We start from the raw sequence: 23,561 nt of genomic DNA on the forward strand, positions 1-23,561 counted from the left end.
CAGACCCCCGGCTCAACAGCCCAAGGTCCAGCAATCCCAAAATGATTCCACAATTCAGCCCAAAAGCTTCGCGGCTGGTCAAAAGGGTTCAGCCGCGAGGCGGAGGGAGCTTTCCGAAACGGAGGCGTGCTTTCACCAGCCGCCCTAGACGAAGAAGATTTCGTATTGTTCCAAGTGATAATTTGGTTCGATTTTGAACGCGACAGAGCGGCCCAGTTTCTTTTCGATGCCTTCCAGGCTTTCGCCTTCGACTTCGTAGATCCAGTCCACCACTTCACTGTGACAATGAATGACCACGTTGGTTTTTTTATTGATCAGCATGTCAGCGTCACGCTCAAGTTCACGGAAGATTTCATTGGCCACCGTGGATTTGCGTTTGATGTAGCCTTTACCTTCACAGTAAGAGCACGGTTCACACAAAGTCTTGATCAGACTTGGGCGGATGCGCTTACGGGTCATTTCCACCAAGCCCAACTGGGACATGGAAACGATGTTGGTGCGGGCACGGTCGCGCGCCAGTTCTTCGGCCAAGGCCTCCAGAACTTTTTCGCGGTGGGATTCTTTTTCCATATCGATAAAGTCGATGATGATAATGCCGCCGCAGTTACGCACACGCAGTTGGTGCGCAGTCTCGCGAACCGCTTCCAGATTGGTTTTTAAAATGGTGTCTTCCAGATCTTTTTTACCGACGAACTTACCGGTGTTCACGTCGATAACCACCAGGGCTTCGGCTTCATCGATCACGATGTAACCGCCAGATTTAAGCCAGATCTTGCGCTCCATCGAGCGGGAGATCTCAATGTCGATGTCGTACAGGTCAAACAACGGCTTTTTCTCTTCATAAAGCACGATGTTCTGTTTGTACTTGGGCATGAACTGGGACACGAACTTCACAACTTTTTTGTGAATCTCAACGTCATCGACCCAGACGCTCGTGACGTCCTCACTCATCAGATCACGAAGGGCGCGCAGCTCGACATCAAGTTCGGTGTGCAGCGGACCCGGCGTTTTTTTCTTTTCGTAGTTTTTGAAAATCTCTTTGCTCAAACGATCCAGATACTCGATGTCGGCTTTCAACATCTCTTCCGAAGCCCCATCCCCGGCGGTTCTTACGATCACGCCACCGGAAGGATTGATTTTCTGAACCAGTTTTCTTAGGCGCTCGCGTTCGCCTTCGTCTTCGATACGACGGGAAATACCCAGGTGGCGCACGGTGGGCAGGAACACCACGAAACGGCCTGGCAGGGACAGGTGCGTCGTCAAACGTGCGCCCTTGGTGCCCAGCGGATCCTTGGAAACCTGAACCAGAATGCTCTGGCCTTCTTTCACCAGATCCTGAATCGGAGTTTTATTTGCGTGAGTCAGCGGCTTGTCGTCATCCCCTTCATCCATCGGCTCTTCACGGTCCACCGCGGAAAGGAAGTTGTCATCGACGTCTTCGCGAATATCGCCGACATACAGGAATGCTGCTTTTTCCAGACCTATATCCACAAACGCCGCCTGCATGCCCGGAAGAACACGAATCACCGTGCCCCGATGGATGGACCCGACCAAGGTGGGGGACGTTTTTCGTTCAATTTTCAAATCGGTCAGGATCCCGCCGTCAACATAGGCTACACGTGTCTCTTGTGGTCGAACGTTAATCAGAATTTCAGCAGACACAGGCGACTCCTTGGCGAATATAACCCCTCTTGAACGGGGCTGGTCTTAGTTCAATAGTCCAGAAACAAGACCGATAGCAATTAATATTTAATATTGAAACATATCTGACCGAAAAGATCACTGAATTAGAGACCTTAGGAGACGACGATGGCAACAATTGATGAATTGTTCAAACTCATGGTGGAACAAGGTGCCTCCGACTTGCATATCACAAGTGGAGCCGCCCCTTATTTGCGCCTGCATGGAAACATGGTTCCATTGAACTATCGCGAGCTCACAAATCAGGACGTACAGGGACTGCTGTTTGAGATTCTTTCTGAAAAGCAGAAAAAAGCTTTCGTTGAAAAATGGGAACTGGATTTCGCCTACACTTTGTCAGGCATCGGGCGTTTCCGTTGCAATATCTTTATGCAGCGTAAAGGCCTTGGCGCCGTTATGCGTATCATCCCGGAAAAAATCAAAACCGCCCAAGAACTGGGACTGCCTCCGGCCGTGATGGACATGATCGATTGCGATCGTGGTCTGATTCTTGTCACCGGTCCGACAGGTTCTGGTAAGTCCACAACTCTGGCGGCGATGATTCACCAAATTAACATGACCCGTGAAGCCCACATCATCACGGTGGAAGACCCGATCGAGTTCGTTCACCCGAATTTGAAATCCCTGGTCAATCAGCGTGAGGTGGGAAGCCACACCAAAAGTTTTGCCAACGCCCTGAAAGCGGCCTTGCGTGAAGACCCGGATATTTTGCTGGTGGGTGAGCTTCGTGACCTTGAAACAATTTCTTTGGCACTGACTGCTGCAGAAACAGGTCATATCGTTTTCGGAACCCTGCACACCAACAGTGCGGCGAAAACAATCGATCGTATCATTGACGTATTCCCTGCCGGACAACAGCAGCAGATCCGAACGATGCTGGCTGAATCCCTGCGCGGAGTTGTCGCTCAGACCCTATTCTCACGCGCGGACGGACAAGGTCGTGTGGCGGCTTACGAGATCATGAGAAACACCAAAGCCATCTCGAACTTGGTTCGTGAAGGTAAAGTCCACCAAATCCCATCTGCCATGCAGACCGGTGCCACTCAAGGTATGGTTCTGTTTGAAAAGTATATTGAGGATCTGGTTCGTAAGGGGAAAGTTTCCGCAGCCGATGCCAAGACCTTCCTGGGTCAGGCCGGTGGTGGCGACACCAGCGTTCAGCCAGGGGCGACCATGGCTGGCGGCAGCCCACGCACCAAAGTGGGCTAAACTAAAAAGTAAACGAATACTGAATCATGGGAGGGGCCTTGGCGACGAAAGTTTCCGAGGCCCTTCGGTTTTTAAAGTCCATCCCCAGGTTCTGGGAATACTCATACTGAGGCGCCGCTGGGCGCGAAGAGTCATAAATAACATACCCCACCCCGCCTAACAAACCCACCAGAGCACCGGTCGTGATATTGCCGGTGTGTTCCTGCGGTTCACCGTAAAAAGACAGCGTGCTTAATCCCAGAATGGCCCCGCCCAGAGTGGAAAACAGGACGGCGGCGACATTGCGTTTTACACTGCGATTGGCCTGGGCCGTCGAAGTGGATGAAGTGAAAATGAGCAAAGATATGAGTAAAACTGAGGTCCACTTCTGTGGTGTCATGATTGCCTCCTGCAATGATCTGAGATAACTTTTTAATTTAAACATTCTTGAGGTGCCCCGTGCAACTAAGTCGTTACATTGACCATACTCTTTTAAAGCCTGAAGCCCAAACCGCCCAGATCGAAAAGCTGTGCGCGGAAGCCAAAGAGCACAACTTCTTCTCTGTCTGCGTGAACACGTCCTATGTGAAAACCTGCGCTGAACTTTTGAAAGGCTCTTCTGTGAAAGTCTGCTGCGTGGTGGGCTTTCCTTTGGGTGCCATGGACACGGCCAGCAAAGCCTTTGAAACCAAAACGGCCATCGCCAACGGAGCGCAGGAAATCGACATGGTCATTCAGATCGGCGCACTGAAAGACCGCCGTCTGGACTATGTTCGTGACGACATCAAGGCCGTGGTTCAGGCAGCGGCTGGTCACACCGTGAAAGTCATCATCGAAACTTCGTTGCTGAATCAGGAAGACAAAACCCTGGCGTGCAAGGCAGCCCTGGAAGCCGGAGCACATTTTGTTAAGACCTCCACCGGCTTCGGGGGCGGCGGCGCCACGGTGGATGATGTGAAACTGATGAAGTCCGTTGTGGGCTCATCCATGGAAGTCAAAGCTTCCGGCGGCATCAAAGATGCCCAACAAGCAAAAGCAATGATCGACGCTGGAGCCACCCGTCTTGGCACAAGCTCAGGGATCACAATTATTCAAGGCGGCTCTGTACAAGGTGGTTACTAATGGCTTTTCTTCCTGCTGAAATTATTAAAATCAAACGCAACGGCGGCGTGCTTTCTTATGAAGAAATCAACGAATTCATCCTGGGCTATGCGCGCGGGCAGATTCCTGATTATCAGATGTCAGCCTTGCTGATGGCGATCTTCTTCCAAGGCATGAACACCGAAGAAACTCTTTCGTTGACGAAAGCCATGCTTCACTCCGGTGAAGTTGTGGATTTTTCTTCCGTAAAAGAATTCAAAGTGGACAAACACTCCACCGGTGGCGTGGGTGACAAAACCAGTCTGATTCTGGGTCCGATCGTGGCGGCCGCGGGCATTCCGGTGCCGATGATTTCCGGCCGTGGCCTGGGTCACACTGGCGGAACTTTGGACAAACTGGAATCCATTCCGGGGTTCAATACGCAAAAGTCCCTGCCTGAATTTATCGAACTGGTTCACAAACACAAAATCTGCTTCATCGGTCAGACCAAAGAGATCTGCCCGGCTGATAAAAAAATCTATGCGCTTCGTGATGTGACTGCGACGGTAGAAAGCCTGCCGTTGATTTGTGCTTCGATCATGTCCAAGAAAATGGCGGAAGGCATTGATGGCCTGGTGCTGGACGTGAAGTTCGGATCCGGTGCCTTCATGAAAACCCCGGTGCTGGCGGAAGAGCTGGCGGTGAACCTGATGGCGATTGCCAAAGGTTACGGCAAAAAAGTCACCGCATTGCTGACCAATATGGATCAGCCCCTGGGCCGCTATGCCGGGAACTCGGTGGAAGTCGAGGAATGCGTGGCCATCATGAAAAATGAAAAATTCATCGGCCCTGCCGGTTATGATCTTTACGAAGACACTCGTGAACTGAGTCTGCGACTTTCTGCGCACATGCTGCTTTTGGCGGGTGTTGGCAAGAACGAAGAAGAATCCTACAAGATTGCTGAAGACATTCTGGTGTCCGGTAAAGCGATGGCGAAGTTTGAAGAACTTTGCTCCATCCACGGTGGCAATTTGAAGGCCCTGCCAAAACCGAAACATTCCATCGAAGTCAAATCTGACAAAGCCGGCTGGGTGGGTGGCTTCCACACCGAAAGCATTGGCGTTGCGGGCATCTTGATCAAGGCGGGTCGCGCACAAACCACGGACATCATTGCCCCAACTGCGGGCATCGAATTCCATGTGAAAGTGGGTGATGAAGTGAAGGTCGGCGACACTGTGTTTACATTGCATGGCGACGACAAAGATCTGCTGCAATCGGCTCTGCCAATGCTTCGTTCAGCAATGACAATTTCCTTGCAAAAGACGACAAAGCCTAGTTTGATACTCAAAACTTTGAGCTAATACTCAAGGTCGAAAAGGGAGAATATTTTGGTACTCAATAAGCTACAAGAATCCATGACCTACATCCGCACCAAGACTTCGGCAAAACCGAAAATCGGTGTTGTATTGGGCTCGGGCCTTGGCGCTTTTGTGAAGGAAGTGGAAGTTGAAACGACCATTCCTTACAAAGACATTCCTCACTTCTCCCCTCCGACTGTCGAAGGACATTCCGGAAATCTGATCTTCGGTAAAATCAATGGCCAATCCATCGCGATCCTTCAGGGTCGCAACCACTACTACGAAGGCCACAGCATGGAAAGTGTTGTGTTCCCGACTCGTACTTTGGCGATGCTGGGTGTGGAAACTTTGATTCTGACCAACTCGGCCGGTGGTTTCGGTGAAAACATGCAAGCTGGTGACTTCATGGTCATCGAAGATCACATCAACTTGATGGGCACGAATCCTTTGATGGGTCCGAACATCAAGGAACTGGGTCCTCGTTTCCCGGACATGACCGAAGCTTACGACAAGCGCCTGATCCAGATCATGGAAGACGTGCTGATGAAACAGGGCACACGCTATCACAAAGGCGTGTACTGTGGCGTGAGCGGTCCTACTTATGAAACTCCGTCTGAAGTTCGTTATCTGAAACTGATTGGCGGCAAAGCGGTCGGCATGAGCACGGTTCCAGAAACCATCGCGGCCAACCACCTGGGTCTGCGTGTCGCGGCTCTTTCCTGCATCACCAATTTGGCGGCAGGGATTTCTTCTCAGAAGCTTTCCCACGACGAAGTGACAGAGACAGCCAAACAGGTAGAGCTGCAATTCTCCTCGTTTTTGCGCGAATTCATCGCTCATATCTAATGGGTTGGACCTGAGAAAAGGGTCCAGTCCAGTTTCTGAAATTTAGCCTCAAAATAAGACATATAATAGCCGAAGAGCTAACCGGTCGGGCCTTTGTAGTGCGTCCCATTGATGGGACCCGTTGGGCTCGCACAGGGAGTGAACATGGATGTTCAAAAAATTCTCTCGGCGGTCGCTTGCGTCTTTGTATTTGCAGCTTGTAGCCAGAAATCCGCTGAAACAGTCTTTCCAGAAAATGGCGCGCTTGATTCCAGCGCCTGTCGTGGTCAGGCTCTTGAAAACAAATTCATCGTGCAATGGGAAGACGGCAGTTTCACAACTGAAACCGCAGCCAACGCCGAAGAATTCAAAGAAAATTTCATCAAACCTCAATTGGAAAATATCAAGCACGTTGATTACGATCGCGTGATCCAACTGCAAAGATCCAGCGAAGTGTCGGCAACAGCCTTCACCGACAGTTGGGGCCAGCAGCGCATCGGCGCCCCGACAGTGTGGAGCCAGGGCGTGTACGGTCAGGGCGTGAAAGTCGCTGTGGTGGATGCTTACGTAGATGTGTCTCATCCCCAACTGCTTCCACGCATTGCTGTGAACACGGATGAAATACCGAATAACGGCATTGATGACGATAAAAACGGGATCGTGGATGATTACTATGGCGCGGCCTTTGTTTCCCAGCCGGGCAACAATCAGACGCCGAGCTCGCACGGTTCTCACGTGGCGGGTATCATTGCCGCTGATTCACGCTACGGCTCGATTGAAGGTGTGGCTCCTCAGGCACAGATCATTCCGGCGCAATTCATCGCCAATGATGGCGGTGGCTCTTTGGGGGATGCGGTTCTTGCCATGCAATACTCTGCCAGTCGTGGGGCGAAGATCATCAATGCCAGCTGGGGTGGAGCTCCGTGTGTGGCCTCTTTGCGAAACGCTTTTGTAGAGCTTGAGAAAAAAGGCATCCTAGTTGTCGTAGCCGCGGGTAATGATGGTCGCGATGTGGATGTGTATCCGGAATTCCCGGCGTCCTTCAATATGGCCAATCAGATCACAGTGGCGGCGGCTTCGGTTTCTGACTTCATGACCTCTTGGTCCAACAGTGGTTTTTCTCTGGTGCACGTGGCGGCGCCGGGTGAAAGAATTCTTTCCACCGTGCCGGGCGGATCCACCGCTTACATGGAAGGAACCAGCATGGCGGCACCGTTTGTCAGTGGTGCGGCAGCCCTGCTTTGGAGTGCCAAACCGAAGGCTTCCGCGGTGCAAATTAAAGAGGCAATTTTGAAGTCCGTGGACGTCACTTCCGGACACGAGTTTAAAGTAAATACTCGAGGGCGCATCAATGTCGAAAAGGCGCTTCAGTACATTCAGCAGTTAGTTCCATAATTTCAAACACATAGCTCAATTCGCGCAGGGCATAAAAAGTATGCTCTGCGTCTCTAGTTTTAAGATGATTCTTTGAACTGAAGTGCTAGATTGATTCCTTGTTTTTTGAGGATGGTTCCTCACAAGAAAAGGAATTTTATGAGCACAGAAGTTTCATCTGGCATTCAAGCACGATTGGCAGATCTTGAGAAAAGAAACGAAGCCGCAATGGCCGGTGGTGGCGCAGCTCGTTTGGCGAAACACAAACAAGGTGGTCGTCTGACAGCACGCGAGCGCGTGGATGTTTTGCTGGATCCAGGCAGCTTTGTTGAAATGGATCGTTTTGTTTCTCACCGTTGCACAAACTTCGGCATGGATAAAAACGTGGTTCCGGGTGATGGGGTCATCACGGGTTACGGCCGTATCAACGGCAAACTGGTTTATTTGTCTTCTCAGGATTTCACCGTGATCGGTGGATCCATGTCCCGCACTCAAGCCAACAAGATCTGCAAAGTGATGGATCTGGCGATGAAAAACGGGGCTCCTTTTATCTCTATCAATGACTCCGGTGGCGCGCGCATTCAGGAAGGTATCGAATCCCTGGGCGGTTACGCGGACATCTTCACCAGAAACACCATGGCTTCCGGCTTGATCCCGCAGATCACTGCTATCATGGGCCCGTGCGCGGGTGGTGCGGTTTACTCCCCGTCCATCACAGACTTCGTCTTCATGGTAAAAAACACCTCTTACATGTTCGTAACCGGTCCTGATGTTATCAAGACCGTGACCCACGAAGATGTGACCAAAGAAGAACTGGGTGGCGCAACAACTCACTCGGCAAAATCCGGCGTGGCTCACTTCGCTGCTGAAGATGACAAGCACTGCTTGCTTCTGATCCGCGAGATGATGAACTTCCTTCCGTCCAACAATCTTGACGATGCGCCGGTTCTTCCAACCAACGACCGTCCGGACCGTTTGACTGAAGGTCTGAACACTCTGATCCCTGAAAATCCAAAGAAACCTTACGACATGATCTCGGTTATCACTGAGTGCGTGGATGAAGGTTACTTCCTGGAAGTGCACAAACACTTCGCTCAGAATCTGATCGTGGGCTTTGCCCGCTTCAACGGCCGTCCTGTGGGTATCGTGGCGAATCAGCCAAACATCCTTGCAGGTTGTTTGAACATTGAAGCGTCCCGCAAAGGCGCTCGTTTCATCCGTTTCTGTGACGCCTTCAACATCCCGGTTGTTTCCTTTGTGGACGTACCAGGCTTCCTGCCGGGTAAAGACCAGGAATGGAACGGCATCATCACTCACGGGGCGAAACTTCTTTACGCTTATGCCGAGGCGACGGTGCCTAAAATCACCGTTATCACTCGCAAAGCTTACGGCGGTGCTTACATCGTTATGGGCTCGAAACTTCTTCGCTCTGACGTGAACCTGGCTTACCCGTCCGCAGAAATCGCGGTTATGGGCGCTGATGGTGCGGTCAGCATCATCTTCCGTGAAGAGATCAACAAAGCCAAAGACCCTGTGGCCGAGCGCGCGCGCCTGACGGCAGAATACGAAGCCAAATTCAGCAATCCATACGTGTCCGCTGAACTGGGCTACACAGATGAGGTTATTGAGCCAGCGATGACTCGTAAACGCATCATCGACTCTTTGGAAATGCTGAAACATAAACGTGACGTTACTCCGGCTAAAAAGCACGGAAACATCCCTCTGTAGGAGCGAACATGGCATTGTTTAAAAAAATCCTGATCGCCAACCGCGGGGAAATCGCCATCCGTATCACTCGTGCCTGCCGCGAGCTGGGTATCGGATCTGTGGCGGTGTTTTCCGATGCGGACCGCGACAGTTTGCACGTATTCTTGGCGGACGAGGCTTATCACATTGGCCCGTCCCCTTCGCGTGAAAGCTACCTGAACTATAGCAAGATCATCGAGGTCTGCAAAAAAGCCGGCGTGGACGCCGTTCACCCGGGTTACGGCTTCCTGTCTGAAAACACCACTTTTGCGCAAGCTTTGAAAGATGCAGGCATCACCTTCATCGGACCGACAGTTGCGAACATTGAAGCCATGGGGGATAAACTTTCCGCCAAGGCTTTGATGAAAAAAGCCGGTGTCCCGACGGTTCCAGGCTCTGATGGCGGCGTTGAATCCGTTGAGGAAGCCCAGAAGATCGCAGAAAAAATCGGCCTTCCAATCATCATCAAGGCTTCCGCCGGCGGTGGTGGTAAGGGGATGCGTGTGGTTCGTCAGATGGACGAGCTGGAAAGCGCTTTCCGTGCGTGCCGCTCTGAAGGTCAGAACTATTTCGCGGATCCGACAGTATATATCGAAAAATTCATCAACGACCCGAAACACATCGAGATCCAGGTGTTCGGCGACACCCACAACAACCACGTTCACCTGTTTGAACGTGAGTGCTCTGTTCAGCGCCGTCACCAGAAGATCATCGAGGAATGTCCGTCCCCTTCTGTGCCTCACGAAGTGCGCCTGCGCATGGGTGAAGCCGCTGTTCGCGCAGCAAAACAGATCAACTATGTGGGCGCGGGAACGATTGAGTTCATCTTCGATAACGCCACCAAAGAATTCTACTTCATGGAGATGAACACTCGTCTTCAGGTGGAACATCCGATCACCGAAATCGTGACGGGTTATGACCTGGTGAAAGAGCAGATCTATGTGGCTGCGGGCAAACCTTTGAGCTTCAAACAAGAAGACATCAAACAAAAAGGCCACGCGATTGAAGCCCGTATTTGCGCGGAAGACCCGATCACGTACAAACCACACCCTGGTGTGATTCGTGCCTGCCGTCACCCGCAAGGTCCGTTTATGCGTGTGGATTCCTACGCCTACCCTGGCTATGAAGTGCCTATCTTCTACGATCCAATGATCGCGAAAGTGATCACTTGGGGTGAGACGCGCGAAGAGGCCATCGACAGAATGCAACGTGCTTTAAGTGAGTTCGTGTTGACCGGTATTAAAACCAATATCGTTCTTCATAAAACCATCCTGGATCACGCAAAATTCCGTGATGGCTCTTACACAACTCAGTTCATTGAAAAGAACTTCGAAGTGATCGAACCAAATCTTTTCAAAGAAGTTGAAGACCCTGTATTCCTGATCGCGGCGGCAATCACTGCTTACAACGATCGTAAATCCAAAGACGTTCGCCAGCTGAACCTGACTTCCAACTGGAAGCGCATCAGCCGCAAACTTCAATTGAGGACGTAACCATGTACTTTGAGGCAGAACTTAAAGGTAAAAAATTTAAAGTGGATGTGACCGAGCACCGCACAACCTGGAAGGTTTCCTTGCAGGAAGAGGGCAAAGACTGGATCCACTATGACATCTCCAAAAACGACTACAAAGAGGCTGAACAATACATCAGCTTCCTGTTTGGCGGTAAGTCCTATCTGATCGACGTGATCGGACAGGACACCGAGTACACGGTCTTTACGCGTAACTCATTCCGCACCATCAAGGTCTTCAATGATGAAATGCTTTTGCATGAATCCCTGAAGAAAGGTGGCGGTTTCGGTGGCGATCAGGAACTGAAATCCGGTATGCCTGGCAAAATCATCGAAATCTTCGCCAAAGAAGGTGAAATCGTGAAGGCCAACAAGCCTTTGCTGATCATGGAGGCGATGAAGATGGAAAACGAAATGCGTGCGACTCGCGATGTGAAGATCAAAGAGATCCGCGTGAAACAGGGCGATTCGGTTGAATCCGGAGCGGTTCTGATCAAGTTCGAAGAACCATAGTCTTCAAACGACATCTTGGAAAAACTAAAGGGGCTCTTTGGAGCCCCTTTTTTATTTTGTCTTACTTGGTGCCTTTAGCGTCTTTCTGGTTCGTTTTGGCTTTCGCTGGAACGCTCCCCCCAATACCTCCAGTACCGACGATACCGCCGGAATAGGCGCCCATGATGCCACCCATACCCATGCCGTAGTAGCCACCCATCATGCCCATGCCCCCATCAGCCATAGAAGCACACATGGCAATCGCACCGCCGATATTAAAGGCGCTGCTTTGAGCTGCTTGTTTGGTTTTGGCATTGGAAGAAGGTGCACCACCGTAAGGATCCGCATACATGCCGAAAGCACTGGCGGCCATGGATTTGCCCTCTTTCGCAAGTTCCGCGTTACGCTGATCGAATGCGCCTTGAGCCATACCGATCAGGTTTCCACACTGAGCCGCATTCTGAGAACCCATTTTGGAGATCATGGGCTTCATGCGATCGCAGAAGACTTTGTCATAAGTGACTTTACTTTCCACTTTGGAATTTTCATCCTGCATCTGCATGTAAACACTTTGCGCAACATCACAGGAATCCCCGTCGTACGTGAACGTGGACTCAGTTCCTTTGATCAACGGATAGTGGCCTTTGGCGTGTTTGCCCCATTCTGTTTTCAGATAAGCATCACGGTTTTGAATCTGAGTTTTCAGATTCATGTCCTTGTTCACCGCCACCACGCGCCCCTGATCATCACGGCGAATCGCCACTGTTTTGCGGTCCGTTTCAAAAACCGGTTTGCCGTCTTTGAATCCGGTCATCACTTTCGCTTTGTAAACGATCGTTTCAACGCCGTCTTTGGTTTCGCGGGAAACAACTTTTCCGGAGTCCAAAACATTGGTTTTACCATCAGCACCGATAGCGAAGGCAGCACCGTCCGGCTCTGTGCCGAAGCCCATATCCATCGTCGCCATGTTGACTTGATTGATACACGCAAATTGTTTTGATGCTTTTTCATAGTCCGCCATATTGGCGGCCGCAGACAAAGAAAGACCCATCAGGGGCAAGAAGATCAAAGACCTCACAGTTCCTCCATGAACGTAAGAATGCATTTGTACACTTTTTTGAGTGTACTCTTAAGATTCTCACATTTCACATTAAATGCCGAACACCCCGACTGTTGTCGGGGCAGGAACTGTGGCTACTCGCGCTCGTTCACGGCGTAAGCGTCTTCACGCTTCTTTTCAAAGACACCGACGATCAGGACCGCCGCTTCGTAAAGAACCCACATCGGCGCCAGCATCATCACCATGCTCAAAAGGTCCGGCGGAGTGATGATAGCGGCAATCACCGCAATGGTCATGATGGCATAGCGGCGATTCTTGCGCAGGAAGGACTGGGACACAATCCCCATCATCCCCAGAACCACGATCACCAAAGGCAACTCAAAAGCCACCCCGAACATCAGACACATCTGAGTGAAGAAACCCATGTACTGGTCGATGGAAATCATCGGCTTGTCGATCTCCCCACCAAAAGTCATCAGGAATTGAAAGGCCATCGGCAAAGCGATCCAATAAGAAAACGCCGCCCCCAGCACAAACAAGCCCGTGCCGGAAATGATAAAGCCCATCGTGTATTTGCGTTCTTTGGCATACAGACCCGGAGCAATAAACTTCCACACCTGATAAAGCCAGAACGGGCAAGACAGCAAGATACCGCACACGAATGAAAGTTTTAAGTGAGCAATGAACTTATCCAGAGGACCCGTATAGATCAGACCGCCGCCAGGAAGATAGGGACGAATCGGCTCACGCACAAAATCGAAAATCTTTTCACTGAAGCCGTAGCAGATGCCCGTTGCGATCAGCAGAATCCAGACACAGTTGATCAGACATTTTCTCAAGTCCGAAAGGTGCTCATACAAAGATTGGGCTTTGGAATCGAGTTCTTCGCGTCTCATGAAGGCTTCTGTTCTTCTGATTTGTCATCAGTGGTGGCTTGCGGGAACTCCAACTGCTCTTCCACGATTGGAGCTGCATCAGCAGAAGCCGTCAGCGGAGCTTGTTCAGCTTCGTTCTGCTGGGCCTGTTGTGGTTGAGGATTGCGGATGGTGTCCATGTTCAACTTGTCTAACTTATCCAGGCGCATCTGTTGCTTGAGTTCATCACCCATGGAATCGGTGCTTCTTTTCAACTCGTTGAGAAAGCGCCCCAGAGTCCTTGCCAGTTCCGGAAGTTCTTTGGGCCCGATCACAATCAGGGCAAGAACCGCAAGGAAGATAATTTCAGACATACCTAAGCCAAACATGGCGCCAGAATAGAGGAATCAGCTCTGCTTGCCAAGCTTTACTTGATCCTGAGGAAGGGTCAGAACTCCCATTTCCTCAAGCTTTTCCCGCGCCAGCTCAGATCCTGTTCTCATATAGCGTTCATACAGTCTCAGAATGCTCTCATCGCTTTTGATGAAGGAATGATGGCTGATGTACGTCAGCACATCGACAAACTCCAGAAAGCGGTCCGAAAACACCGAGTACACGCGGGCCATTGTGTCTTCCCGGGTGCAATGAGCCAGGGACGCATAAGCCGCTCCGCCAATCTCCGCATAATAGTCCACATCAATGATCTTGCGAGACAGCGAATCGCCGAAGAACCCACTGATGTACAGGGTTCTGTCGCCGAGTTTTCTCAGCATTTCGGCCTTCACAAAACTTTCGGCGTTCTGGGCTGTCAGATACATTTCGGCCAGGGTCTGGGGATTTCGCGCGCAGCTTTCGCTGGCATAGGCTGGATCGTGCAGATTTCGCGCATCCAAATAGTGCTGTAATAAGTTCACAAGATAGGCTTCAACCATCGGAAAGGTCTGAACCTTACGCTGGGACAGACCTTTCTGAACCAGTTCCTGGAAGTAGCCCTCTGGGCTCACAAAAAGCTCAACTGTCGGTGTCGAACGCTTTTCCCGCATACTGCTAGTTTAACAAATTTTGAATGGTTTTCGGTTAGTTGTTTTTTGCAAAGCTGGCCGAAAGTCTCACAATGAGACACTGTTCCGGCGCCCTCTTTGCATTTCATTTTGGAAAGCCCGTTTGAAGGAGCTGTACTCCGAATGAACTTAAGATGGATGACTATCACTTTGGCAGTGCTGAGCGCTTTTGCGCCCGGGTCCCTGTGGGCCTTCGGGGAAAAGTGCGGGCCGGTCTTTGCTTCCGAGTATGCGAAGCTGGGTCAGATTGAAGTCAAACCTTCCGGTCAGAAAGGGCCTCCGGCCCGGGACTACGCCCACACAGTTGATAAAATCAATTCCCTCTTGGGTGACCTCGCCGTTCCCCACGAAGTGCAGATCCAGGTCGACAGTGCTTTTATCTTTTCCACCTTCAATGCCCAGAGCTATCAGATCAGTGTCGGTGTGCGCCCGGAAAAAATGGGTAAAAAACATCCGTCCATCAATCAAAACACCCTGATGCATGAATACGCCCACGCGGTTTTTGAAAAGAACATGGCCTTAAAATCCCCCGGCTACAAAAATTTGCGCGAAGAGCAGATTTCCCTGCACACTCGCGAAGACCTCCTGCACGCAAAGAATGATGCTTTAATGGCCGAACAGGAAAAGACCGCCGACCCGGCAATTCGCCAGGATCTGGACCGAAGAATCTATGAAGTCATCAAAGAAATCGACGCCATCGCCGAGCGCCGCAAGGAGCTTTCGGCCCACTGGAGTCTTCGCAGCGCCGTACACGAGCTCTTTGCGGATTCGCTGTCCATGGTGGCAACAAAAGATCCCAAGGCCATGTCCAAAGTTTTAAAAAGCACCGGGGAAAACTATCGCCCGCACACTTCCACCGTTTTGCAGCTTCGTGACTTTACCGACGGCCGCCACCACCTGTCGCGCCAGCGCTGGAAAAAAGAATATCCTTTCTATTCGCAGTTCGGCGGTGATCTGTACTATGCCTTCCTGCCCGCGCGCTGGGAACTTTGGCAGATCGTAAAAACCCGCATTGGCAGTGATAACTATCAGCGCACTTTGATTCCAAAGGTATTTGCGATTTTAGAAAGACATCTAAACTTGGAGCTGAACAAGGGGCCTGAAGAACTCAAACCCCGCGGATTCAAGGATCTGGAAGCCCTCAATCAAAGAATCATTGAGGACTTCCGTCGCGAACTTTAGGATTTCACATCCGTAGGTCCCACCAGACTGACGATCGAAGGCTGGGAAAAGATTTTTTGCGCGAGCTTCTGAACATCCTCAGGGCTGACCGCAAAGTACTTGTCCGCCACATCCAGGCTTTCACGATAATCCAGGCCATAGATATCATCGAACAAGATGGCATTGCCGATGGTGCTCTTTCTTTGCAGTTCGATATCGTGTCTGCCGATCAAATATCTCTGCGCGCGCACCAGTTCTTCCGGGGAAATCTTCGTTGTCGCCAGCTTGTTGAATTCCGCCTTCAGCATCTGGATGGCTTTTTCTGATTTCTCGGGTGAACAACCGATGTATCCACCGAAATATCCACACTCAATCCCTTCCATGTGCATTGGTGACACGGAATAAGCCAACGAGTTTTTATCCCGAAGCTCGATGAAGAGCCGTCCCCCCTGACCACTTAAGATGGACTGAATGATTTCCATCGTGTAGCGCTCTGGACTTGAAAGTGTCAGACCCTGATAGCCCACGATAATGTGGCTTTGTTCTTTTTTAAGTTCACGGAACAGGTGTTTGGACTCTGTGATTTTTGGTGCGGCAAAATGATTTTTCACGCGCTCCCCTTTGGGAAGCTCTTTCGTGATTTCATTCAGCGTCTTCACCCATTTTTTGGTGTCCACATCCCCGACGACCGAGAACGTCACGTTCTTCGCCATGGCGATTTTTTTGTAGTAGCCCAGAAGGTCGGCGGACGAGATGGCGTTTACCGTCGTCTCACTTCCCACCAGATCGCGGGAGTACGGATGCCCTTTGAAGATCTCCTGCATAAAGGCCAGAATGCAAAGCTGGGCCGGATTGTCATTGCGGGCTTTGATCTGATTTTTAAGGACAACCTTTTCGCGCTCCAGGATGATTTCCGGGAACTGCGGCGCCAGCAGGGAGTCGGCATAGATCTCCAGCATTTTGTCTTCAAATGGTGAAAGGTAATCCATGGAAAGACCGGCGGAATTTCGGCCGCCAAATGCGCCGATCCCCGCAGCCAGTTCATCGACACGAAGATTGATGTCATCTTCAGTGAAGTTTTTGGATCCCGACATCCAGTTTCTGGCAAAGAGTTCCGTTAGACCGTTTTGACCTTCCGGCTCAACACGCGCCCCGCCCAGGAACGCGGCTTTCATCGCCACATACGGCGTATCACTTTGTTCGCGAATCAACAGGGTCGCACCGGAATCCAGTACAATACGCTCCGTGGTTGGAACGCCCTTGGCCGCGCCGGCATTGATATTGAATTTCTTCGCAGCAAAGCGCGGTGCTTTCTGCTTTACGACTTTTGCCTCACGCAGGGCTTTTCTTAAGTCTTTGGCAAACGCTTTCAGGATGCGGTCCGCGTTTTTCTTATCCATGTTTGTCATCATGGACAGACCAAAGCTGTCCGCCTTCAGATATTTTTTGGCGATCTTCTGAATATCTTCCGGTTTCAGCGCATAGACCTGCTTCATGTACTTTTTGTAGTAGTCATGATCGCCGTAATAGAATTCATTACTTCCGGCTTTTCTCGCAATGTTATCCACCGTCTCCATGGAGTAGACTTCGTGGCTGGCAAAGTTGGTGATGGCTTTTTGCATTTCTGCGACCGTGGGTGGCTCCGTCACAATCCGGACCAGTTCCGGAATCAGCGCGCTGAGCGCTTTGGTCAGATTCTCTTTTTCAAGGCCCAGCGACACGGCAAATAGACCGTCGTCCTGCATGGAATAGGCAAATGACCCCACCGAATTGGTCAGAGGCTCCTTGATACGCAAGGTCTGCATCAGACGGCAGGAATCCCCCTGCCCCAGAATCGCTGACATCACCTCAAGGGCCGCGATGTCCTTGTGTTTGACGCTTGGGATTCTCCAGGTCAGATAGGCGGTGGTCTGTTCAAATTTTGCCTGTTCAACCTTGATGCGGATGGTTTTTTGCGCCGGTTCTTTTTTGCGCGCCACTTTGCGCAGTTTGTACGGCGCAAAACCGCCAAACATCTGCTGCACGCGGTTCTTCATTTCTTTGGAGTCAAAGTCACCGGACACCACCAGGAACATATTTGATGGCACATAACGGGACTGATAAAATTCGCGGATTTTTTTTGCGGAAACTTTTTTTACGACCTTGTCATAACCAATCACCGGAATTCCGTAAGGGCTTTTTTGGAAGACGTTGGTGAATAGCAGCTGACTGGCTCTGCGGCCCGGGCTGTCCTGTCCGCGTTTGATCTCTTCCAGAACCACTTCGCGTTCGTTGTCGATTTCCTGGGGGTCAAAAGTGGGATAGCCCATCATTTCGCTGATCACATCCAGCGCCACATCCGAGAATTGTTTGGAAATGGTCACATAAAACACAGTTTGGTCAAAAGAGGTGTAGGCATTCAGCTCCCCGCCGGAGCCTTCCACGGTGGCCGCGATCTCACCCACCTTGTACTTGCGGGTCCCCTTAAACACCAAATGCTCGATAAAGTGAGAGATCCCCTCTTCGGTCTTTTTTTCATCCGCCGAGCCTGTTTTCACCCACATTTGCACTGAGACCACCGGAGACTTGTGGCTTTCCAGTAAAAGGACTTTCATACCGTTTTTTAGTTGAAATTTCTTAGACATACTCTACATAACTCCCATGGCATTTGGCGTCTATATCCACATTCCCTACTGTATCCAGCGCTGTACTTACTGCGATTTTGCCACTTATGAGCAAAGCAAGATTCTGCCGCCGGATCAGTACGTCGAACTCCTGTTTAAGGAGATTCGCCAGAAGCACCGCTATTACACTCCCCAAAGTCTGGACACCATTTACTTTGGTGGAGGCACGCCGAGCCTCATCCCTGCAAATCTCATTGTAGCGATTATCAAAGAGCTGGGTAGATATGGATTTACAACTAGACCTGACACCGAGATCACCATCGAGATCAATCCGGCGACCGTCAGCAAAGAAAAACTGAAAACCTATCTGGATAACGGCATCAACCGTTTCAGTGTGGGTGCTCAAACCTTTGATGATCGCCTGTTGAAAATGGTTCATCGCGAGCATTCGGCCAAACAAACCCTGGAGACTCTCGACCTTCTTCGGGCTCATGGAGTGAATTTCAGCTTTGATATTCTGTTTGCACTGCCTTCACAAACTGTCGAGGGCCTGCGCCGTGATGTGGAAATCGCTGTTGAACAAGGGGCCAAACATATCAGCCCTTATTGTCTGACAGTTCCCGACGGGCATCCTTTGTCAAAAGGCCGCCCGATTGACGACGAACAGGTTGAAATGTTTGACATCATCGCTGATGAACTGACGCGCAAAGGTTTTCAGCAGTACGAAATATCCAACTTTGCCCTGCCCGGTTTTGAGTCCCGTCACAACATGCTTTACTGGGTCGATGAACCATATTGGAGCCTGGGCCTGAGCGCACATTCCTATTCCAAAGAATCCGCCTGGGGCACGCGTTACTGGAACATCAATTCCATCAACGAATACCAAAAGCAAATTCTGGCATTTGACGGTCAGGAATTTGATTCTCCGGTGCGCCATCTGCCATCGAATCAGGTGGAAGTGCTGGAAATGCATCAGGCGCTTACAGACTTTTGTCATACTTCGATGCGTCTGATGCGTGGACTCAATGTGGGCCAGCTTCAAGCCAAATTCCCGCAAAACGTCAGCGAAAAGGTCCTGCAAATCATGAAAAATCTGGAAGAAAAATCCTGGATTCGCCATGACAACGGGCATTGGTCACTGACGCGCGAGGGCCTTGTGCTGAGCAACCGTGTTTTCCAGGAACTGACTTTCCTTCAAGAAGATCTCTAAGGGGCTAGGAGTTTTTCTTCCGCCCCCCTGACATTGACATTGCTTCGTGAATACACAATCTTAAGTATTGCGAAAGGAAGTCTCATGTCAGAAGAAAACAACTCTCAAAACTCCAATCCTCCCAATCCAGAAAATGGCGAAATCGCTTCTGAGATCCAGAAACTTCAGGAACAAGCTGAAAAGTTCAAAAACGACTATCTTTATCTGCGCGCTGAGTTTGAAAACTACAAACGCAACGCGATCAAGGAACGTTCCGAGTTGACGAAGTACGGCGGCGAGCGTCTGGTGCGCGACCTGCTGGAAGTGGTGGACAATTTCGACCGCGCCCTGAGCGTGAACGTGAGTGCTGAGAACTTCAACACCTTCAAACAGGGTGTGGATATGACCGCTCAGGAATTAAAATCCCTGCTTCAGCGTCACAATGTGACCGAAATCCCGGCGCAAGGCGCACCGTTTGATCCGAACGTTCACGAAGCGCTGAGCAGCGAAGCGACAGACCAAATGGCCCCTGGCCACGTGGTGCGTGTGTTTAAAAAGCCTTACAAACTTCATGATAAAGTGATCAGACCTGGCCAAGTGGTTGTTGCCAAGAAGCCAGAGTAAGGAACCTGCTTGTCTAAAAAAGATTTTTACTCCCTTTTGAATGTTTCCCGCTCGGCCACTGCTGATGAGATCAAAAAATCTTATCGCAAGCTGGCTATGCAGTATCACCCGGACAAAAATCCCGGCGATAAAAAGGCCGAGGAAAAATTCAAGGAAATCACCGAAGCCTACGAGGTTTTGAGTGATACCAAAAAACGTGAAATGTACGACCAGTTCGGTCACGCCGGGGCCCAGGGCTTTGGCGGAGCTGGCGGCCCGTTCGGCGGTGCCGGGGGATTCGGTGGCTTTGGTGGTGCCGGAGCTGGCGGTGCTGGAGCCGGGGCCGGTGGCGATCCCTTCCAGGACATCTTCGGGGATGTCTTTGGTGAGATCTTCGGCAATGCCCGTGGCGGACCCGGAGCTGGTGGAGCTCGCGCGCGCCGTCCTTCCAAAGGCACAGACCTGCGCTATACACTGAATATCTCTTTTGAAGAATCCGCCTTGGGCAGCGAAAAAGTCATCAGCTTCATGCGCCAGCGTGGCGGCCGTGAAGAGCCTGCGAAACTTTCCGTGAATGTTCCTGCTGGCGTGAAAGAAGGCCAGCGCCTGAAACTGGCGGGCGAAGGGGATGCTTCCGGAGGCGCTGCCGCCGGAGACCTGTATGTGATTATCAACATTCAGGAACACCCGCTGTTTAAACGAAACGAAAACGATGTGACATTGGATCTTCCGATTGTTTACACCGATGCGATTTTGGGAACCAACATCGAAGTTCCGACCCTGACGGGAAAAGCCATGATCCGCATTCCTCCGGGAACACACTCTGGCCAGACCTTCCGTCTGAAGGGCAAAGGTTTCCCTAAACTGGGCGGCTTTGGATCCGGCGACATGCTTGTGCGCGTTCTGGTGGACACCCCAAGCAGCCTGAGCAACAAACAAAAAGAACTGGTGGAAGAACTTGCCAAGACCACGGACACAAGTCCGCTGGTGAAAGCCTTCCAGGATAAAGTCGCACAACTGATGAGGACGCGTAAATGAAACTCTACTTTTCACTCTTGCTGACGGCCGGCCTTCTGGCTTCCTGTACGACAGTAGCTACGAAACGCACCCCGATGAAACCGGCCGCAACGACGGCCGCTGCGGGTAAAAAACCAAAAGCCATCGGCGGTCTGACCACCGGCAAACCGCCAGAGCAGATTGAAAGTGAAACCTTGAGCGTGCCTGCCACTCCAACCGCCGATGTGCTGGGACAACTCAAGTCCCTCGTAAATCAGGCCGTGCAAGCACCCAGCAAAGCAGATCAGGAATCTTACCGCCTTAAAGCAATCGACATCGTTGAAAACAAATTGAACGAAGATCAGCTTGAGGACGTGGCGGATGAATCCGACTTTGGATTCCTGCGCGGGCATGCGATGTTCCGCCTGGGGGAAATTTCCCTGGATAAAAAAGACACCTCCGATGCAAAAATGTATTTTAATTCTGTGACGGAGTTTGTTCCGGGCAGCGATCTGGCGCTGAGAGCCCAGGAGATCATCCTGCAGCTTGATTCCGCCAAGAACGTAAAGTCCCAGACCGTGGGCGTGGTGCTGCCACTGAGTGGCCGTAACGCCCCTGTGGGCCAGCGTGCGCTGCGGGGCCTTGAAATGGGCCTGGGCCTTCATATCCCCGGCTCGGGCTTCCAATTGGCCGTGATGGACAGTGAAGGCAATCCTGACTCCGCCCGCCGCGGAGTCGAGCGTCTGGTGAAAGAAGACAACGTTATCGCCATCGTGGGAAGCTTGCTTTCCAAGACGGCTCCGGCTGTGGCGGCGAAGTCCGATGAACTGGGTGTGCCGACCATTGCCCTTTCCCAGCGTTCCGGTTTGACGGAAGTGGGCCCGACCGTGTTCAGAAATTCTCTGACCAGCGGCATGCAGGTGCGCGCGCTGGTTCGCACGGCGATGGAAGACATGGACATGAAAAAGTTCGCGGTGCTTTACCCGAACGATCCCTATGGCATCGAATTCACCAACATCTTCTGGGATGAAGTGCTGGCCCGTGGAGGCGAGATCACCGCTGTTCAGACTTACTCTGTAAAAGAGACAGACTTCCGCCTGGTTGTGCAGCGTCTGGTGGGAACTTACTTCGGCGAGGCCCGTCAGGATGAGTTCAACATGCGTTTAAAAGAACTGCAAAGCTCCGGCAAGAAACACTCAGTTCGTCAGAGCAATCTTGAAAATGTGCTGCCACCCATCACCGACTTTGATGCGATCTTTATCCCCGACTCGGCCCGCGCCATGGGACAGATTTCAGCGATGCTGTCTTACAATGACGTGCGTGGTGTGAAACTTCTGGGCACCAATCTTTGGAACACCAAAGACATCGCCAAACGTGCCGGCAACTTTGCGCAGAATCTGGTGTTTGTGGACAGCATGACTCCAGCGAATCAGGACCGCTCACGTTTCGTGAACGAATACCGCAGCCTTTACAATGAACCACCTTCATTGATTGAAATTCAGGCCTATGATGCGGGTCTTATTCTGCGTCAGTTGATTGCCGCCGGAGCCAGCTCCCGCGAGGAATTGGTGCAGAAGCTAGGCCAGCTCAACAAGTTCCCTGGATCGCTAGGAAGCCTCAGTATTAATGCTGAGCGCGAAATCGAGCGCCCGGTGACCGCTCTAACTATTGAAAAAGGCGAAGTAATTCCCCTTAAAGTCCGCAAATAGCAGCTATAAGTTAATTTAATGACGATTTTTTAACCCCCTTCTTGCGGTGCCCTGTCTTAGGAACACCAGCGACCAAGAGAGTCGCAAATCTTTAGAAGGGGGTTGTTATGACAAGTCGTATCTCTGAAAACTTAGTGATGGAGTGCAGAAGAAAACTTCTTACCGCGAAACAGGATGTTTTGAATCGTTTCAGAACAGCCCAGCGCGAACTGGTCCATGCGGAGCGTGGCGGTGACGAAGCAGATCAATCTGTCGCCCACATCGAAGAACATTCTTTTTTGATATCCCAAGCACGCATGAGAAATCAACTGGTCGAGATCGAGATGGCCCTGGCTCGCATCGAGCAAGGCACATTCGGAATCTGCGAAGAGACCGAGGAACTTATCGAATCTGAAAGGTTGCTGGCAATTCCGTGGACTCGCTTGTCCATCGAGGGTGCCGAGATGCGAGAAGCGGTAAGTCGTAAGTTTGCGCGATAAATAATCACGCTGTGCATTTTTAGTGACAGATAATCATTCCCCCGTAATATGCGATCAATTTTCGGCCAAGGATCATCATATCGGGGGGTGAGATGAACGCAACCGAACTCACAGAGTTGACTGAAACTGAACTGCAAAATCTAAAAGAATCCCTGCTCTTCCAAAAGAGCACGATCCTCAATAAATCACATGAATTTAAAGAGGAACAATCCAGCATGGCTGCGGTTGCGGATGAAGCGGAAGCCGCTTCTCAGGATATCTCCAACAATATCTCTATTCACTTGCACGAACGTGACCGTACCGCTTTGTACGCGATCGAAAGAGCTTTGGGAAAGATCGCTGACGGGACCTACGGCCAGTGCGAATCCTGCACTGAAATTATCAATGCCCGCCGTCTGCAGGCACGACCTTTCACAGCCCTTTGTATTGACTGCATGGAAGAACAAGAAAGCCAGACTGGCCTCTTCCAATAACATTCATATTTAAACTCATTGGATGAGGTCCACTGACATGGATGTCAGTCCAATTTTTTAAATTATTCAACGATTGCAGTTTAGAAAAAACTGTCTCAC

22 protein-coding genes are annotated in these 23,561 nt (G+C 51.0%); 15 read left to right on the plus strand and 7 right to left on the minus strand.

Features of this window, described 5'->3' with window-relative positions; genetic code table 11:
* Window positions 1–144: 144 nt before the first annotated feature.
* Window positions 145–1,662, minus strand: a complete 1,518-nt coding sequence (locus ACZ520_RS18160) for an Rne/Rng family ribonuclease (RefSeq protein ID WP_088563812.1) — start codon at window positions 1,660–1,662, stop codon at window positions 145–147.
* A gap of 147 nt (window positions 1,663–1,809) precedes the next feature.
* Here ACZ520_RS18160 and ACZ520_RS18165 point away from each other — a divergent pair, with 147 nt between their 5' ends.
* Window positions 1,810–2,910 carry a type IV pilus twitching motility protein PilT gene (locus tag ACZ520_RS18165; RefSeq protein WP_464126910.1) on the plus strand — a complete coding sequence of 367 codons (1,101 nt, stop codon included), beginning with the start codon at window positions 1,810–1,812 and terminating at the stop codon, window positions 2,908–2,910.
* Window position 2,911: 1 nt separating this feature from the next.
* Here the strand turns inward: ACZ520_RS18165 and ACZ520_RS18170 are convergent, their stop codons facing one another.
* Window positions 2,912–3,289 carry a hypothetical protein gene (locus ACZ520_RS18170; RefSeq protein WP_232468932.1) on the minus strand — a complete coding sequence of 126 codons (378 nt, stop codon included), beginning with the start codon at window positions 3,287–3,289 and terminating at the stop codon, window positions 2,912–2,914.
* A 59-nt stretch (window positions 3,290–3,348) separates the two neighbouring features.
* Between ACZ520_RS18170 and deoC the strand changes: the two genes are divergently transcribed.
* The 7 genes from deoC to ACZ520_RS18205 all read left to right on the plus strand — a co-directional run bounded on the left by deoC (window position 3,349) and on the right by ACZ520_RS18205 (window position 11,295).
* Window positions 3,349–4,011: a deoxyribose-phosphate aldolase gene (gene deoC / locus ACZ520_RS18175; RefSeq protein ID WP_464126912.1), complete on the plus strand. Its 663-nt coding sequence runs from the start codon at window positions 3,349–3,351 to the stop codon at window positions 4,009–4,011.
* The gene (locus tag ACZ520_RS18180; RefSeq protein ID WP_464126914.1) at window positions 4,011–5,330 is read left to right on the plus strand and encodes a thymidine phosphorylase; all 1,320 of its coding nucleotides are present in this window, start codon (window positions 4,011–4,013) and stop codon (window positions 5,328–5,330) included. The genes deoC and ACZ520_RS18180 overlap by 1 nt, the downstream gene beginning before the upstream one ends.
* Window positions 5,331–5,357: 27 nt before the next feature.
* Window positions 5,358–6,173: a purine-nucleoside phosphorylase gene (locus ACZ520_RS18185; protein WP_416479739.1), complete on the plus strand. Its 816-nt coding sequence runs from the start codon at window positions 5,358–5,360 to the stop codon at window positions 6,171–6,173.
* Window positions 6,174–6,317: 144 nt separating this feature from the next.
* Window positions 6,318–7,547, plus strand: a complete 1,230-nt coding sequence (locus tag ACZ520_RS18190) for a S8 family peptidase (RefSeq protein WP_374031590.1) — start codon at window positions 6,318–6,320, stop codon at window positions 7,545–7,547.
* 138 nt (window positions 7,548–7,685) lie between these two features.
* A complete protein-coding gene (locus ACZ520_RS18195) occupies window positions 7,686–9,254 on the plus strand; it encodes an acyl-CoA carboxylase subunit beta (protein WP_374031591.1) in 1,569 nt (522 codons plus the stop codon).
* 8 nt (window positions 9,255–9,262) lie between these two features.
* Complete coding sequence (accC, locus tag ACZ520_RS18200; RefSeq protein WP_088563804.1) at window positions 9,263–10,765, plus strand: acetyl-CoA carboxylase biotin carboxylase subunit; 1,503 nt, start codon at window positions 9,263–9,265, stop codon at window positions 10,763–10,765.
* A gap of 2 nt (window positions 10,766–10,767) precedes the next feature.
* Window positions 10,768–11,295, plus strand: coding sequence for an acyl-CoA carboxylase biotin carboxyl carrier protein subunit (locus ACZ520_RS18205; protein WP_088563803.1), 528 nt, complete (start codon window positions 10,768–10,770; stop codon window positions 11,293–11,295).
* A gap of 61 nt (window positions 11,296–11,356) precedes the next feature.
* On the opposite strand, the gene ACZ520_RS18210 is transcribed toward ACZ520_RS18205, so the two are convergent.
* The 4 genes from ACZ520_RS18210 to ACZ520_RS18225 all read right to left on the minus strand — a co-directional run bounded on the left by ACZ520_RS18210 (window position 11,357) and on the right by ACZ520_RS18225 (window position 14,231).
* Window positions 11,357–12,352, minus strand: a complete 996-nt coding sequence (locus ACZ520_RS18210) for a hypothetical protein (RefSeq protein WP_464126918.1) — start codon at window positions 12,350–12,352, stop codon at window positions 11,357–11,359.
* 116 nt (window positions 12,353–12,468) lie between these two features.
* Window positions 12,469–13,230 (minus strand): twin-arginine translocase subunit TatC, encoded by a 762-nt coding sequence (gene tatC / locus ACZ520_RS18215; RefSeq protein ID WP_374031595.1) that lies wholly within the window; start codon window positions 13,228–13,230, stop codon window positions 12,469–12,471.
* Entirely contained in the window at window positions 13,227–13,577 is a 351-nt protein-coding gene (locus ACZ520_RS18220; protein WP_416479736.1) for a twin-arginine translocase TatA/TatE family subunit, read from the minus strand. Before ACZ520_RS18220 ends, tatC begins: the two co-directional genes overlap by 4 nt.
* Window positions 13,578–13,595: 18 nt before the next feature.
* The gene (locus ACZ520_RS18225; protein WP_464126920.1) at window positions 13,596–14,231 is read right to left on the minus strand and encodes a hypothetical protein; all 636 of its coding nucleotides are present in this window, start codon (window positions 14,229–14,231) and stop codon (window positions 13,596–13,598) included.
* Between the two features lie 141 nt (window positions 14,232–14,372).
* On the opposite strand from ACZ520_RS18225, the gene ACZ520_RS18230 reads away from it, so the two are divergent.
* A complete protein-coding gene (locus ACZ520_RS18230; RefSeq protein WP_416479734.1) occupies window positions 14,373–15,431 on the plus strand; it encodes a hypothetical protein in 1,059 nt (352 codons plus the stop codon).
* Here the strand turns inward: ACZ520_RS18230 and ACZ520_RS18235 are convergent.
* The gene (locus ACZ520_RS18235; protein WP_464126923.1) at window positions 15,428–18,034 is read right to left on the minus strand and encodes a M16 family metallopeptidase; all 2,607 of its coding nucleotides are present in this window, start codon (window positions 18,032–18,034) and stop codon (window positions 15,428–15,430) included. The two genes, ACZ520_RS18230 and ACZ520_RS18235, sit on opposite strands and share 4 nt — an antisense overlap.
* A 16-nt stretch (window positions 18,035–18,050) precedes the next feature.
* On the opposite strand from ACZ520_RS18235, the gene hemW reads away from it, so the two are divergent.
* The 6 genes from hemW to ACZ520_RS18265 all read left to right on the plus strand — a co-directional run bounded on the left by hemW (window position 18,051) and on the right by ACZ520_RS18265 (window position 23,462).
* Window positions 18,051–19,223 (plus strand): radical SAM family heme chaperone HemW, encoded by a 1,173-nt coding sequence (gene hemW, locus ACZ520_RS18240; protein WP_088563796.1) that lies wholly within the window; start codon window positions 18,051–18,053, stop codon window positions 19,221–19,223.
* Between the two features lie 84 nt (window positions 19,224–19,307).
* A complete protein-coding gene (grpE, locus tag ACZ520_RS18245; protein WP_088563795.1) occupies window positions 19,308–19,826 on the plus strand; it encodes a nucleotide exchange factor GrpE in 519 nt (172 codons plus the stop codon).
* A gap of 9 nt (window positions 19,827–19,835) precedes the next feature.
* On the plus strand, window positions 19,836–20,843 hold the full coding sequence (locus ACZ520_RS18250; RefSeq protein WP_088563794.1) for a DnaJ C-terminal domain-containing protein: 1,008 nt from the start codon (window positions 19,836–19,838) through the stop codon (window positions 20,841–20,843).
* Window positions 20,840–22,510 (plus strand): ABC transporter substrate-binding protein, encoded by a 1,671-nt coding sequence (locus tag ACZ520_RS18255; protein WP_464126926.1) that lies wholly within the window; start codon window positions 20,840–20,842, stop codon window positions 22,508–22,510. The genes ACZ520_RS18250 and ACZ520_RS18255 overlap by 4 nt, the downstream gene beginning before the upstream one ends.
* A 107-nt stretch (window positions 22,511–22,617) precedes the next feature.
* Window positions 22,618–22,989 (plus strand): TraR/DksA family transcriptional regulator, encoded by a 372-nt coding sequence (locus ACZ520_RS18260; protein ID WP_088563792.1) that lies wholly within the window; start codon window positions 22,618–22,620, stop codon window positions 22,987–22,989.
* A 92-nt stretch (window positions 22,990–23,081) separates the two neighbouring features.
* Window positions 23,082–23,462: a TraR/DksA family transcriptional regulator gene (locus ACZ520_RS18265; protein ID WP_088563791.1), complete on the plus strand. Its 381-nt coding sequence runs from the start codon at window positions 23,082–23,084 to the stop codon at window positions 23,460–23,462.
* Window positions 23,463–23,561 lie beyond the last annotated feature (99 nt).

The sequence above is a fragment of the Bdellovibrio sp. BIS2 genome, assembly GCF_055398295.1.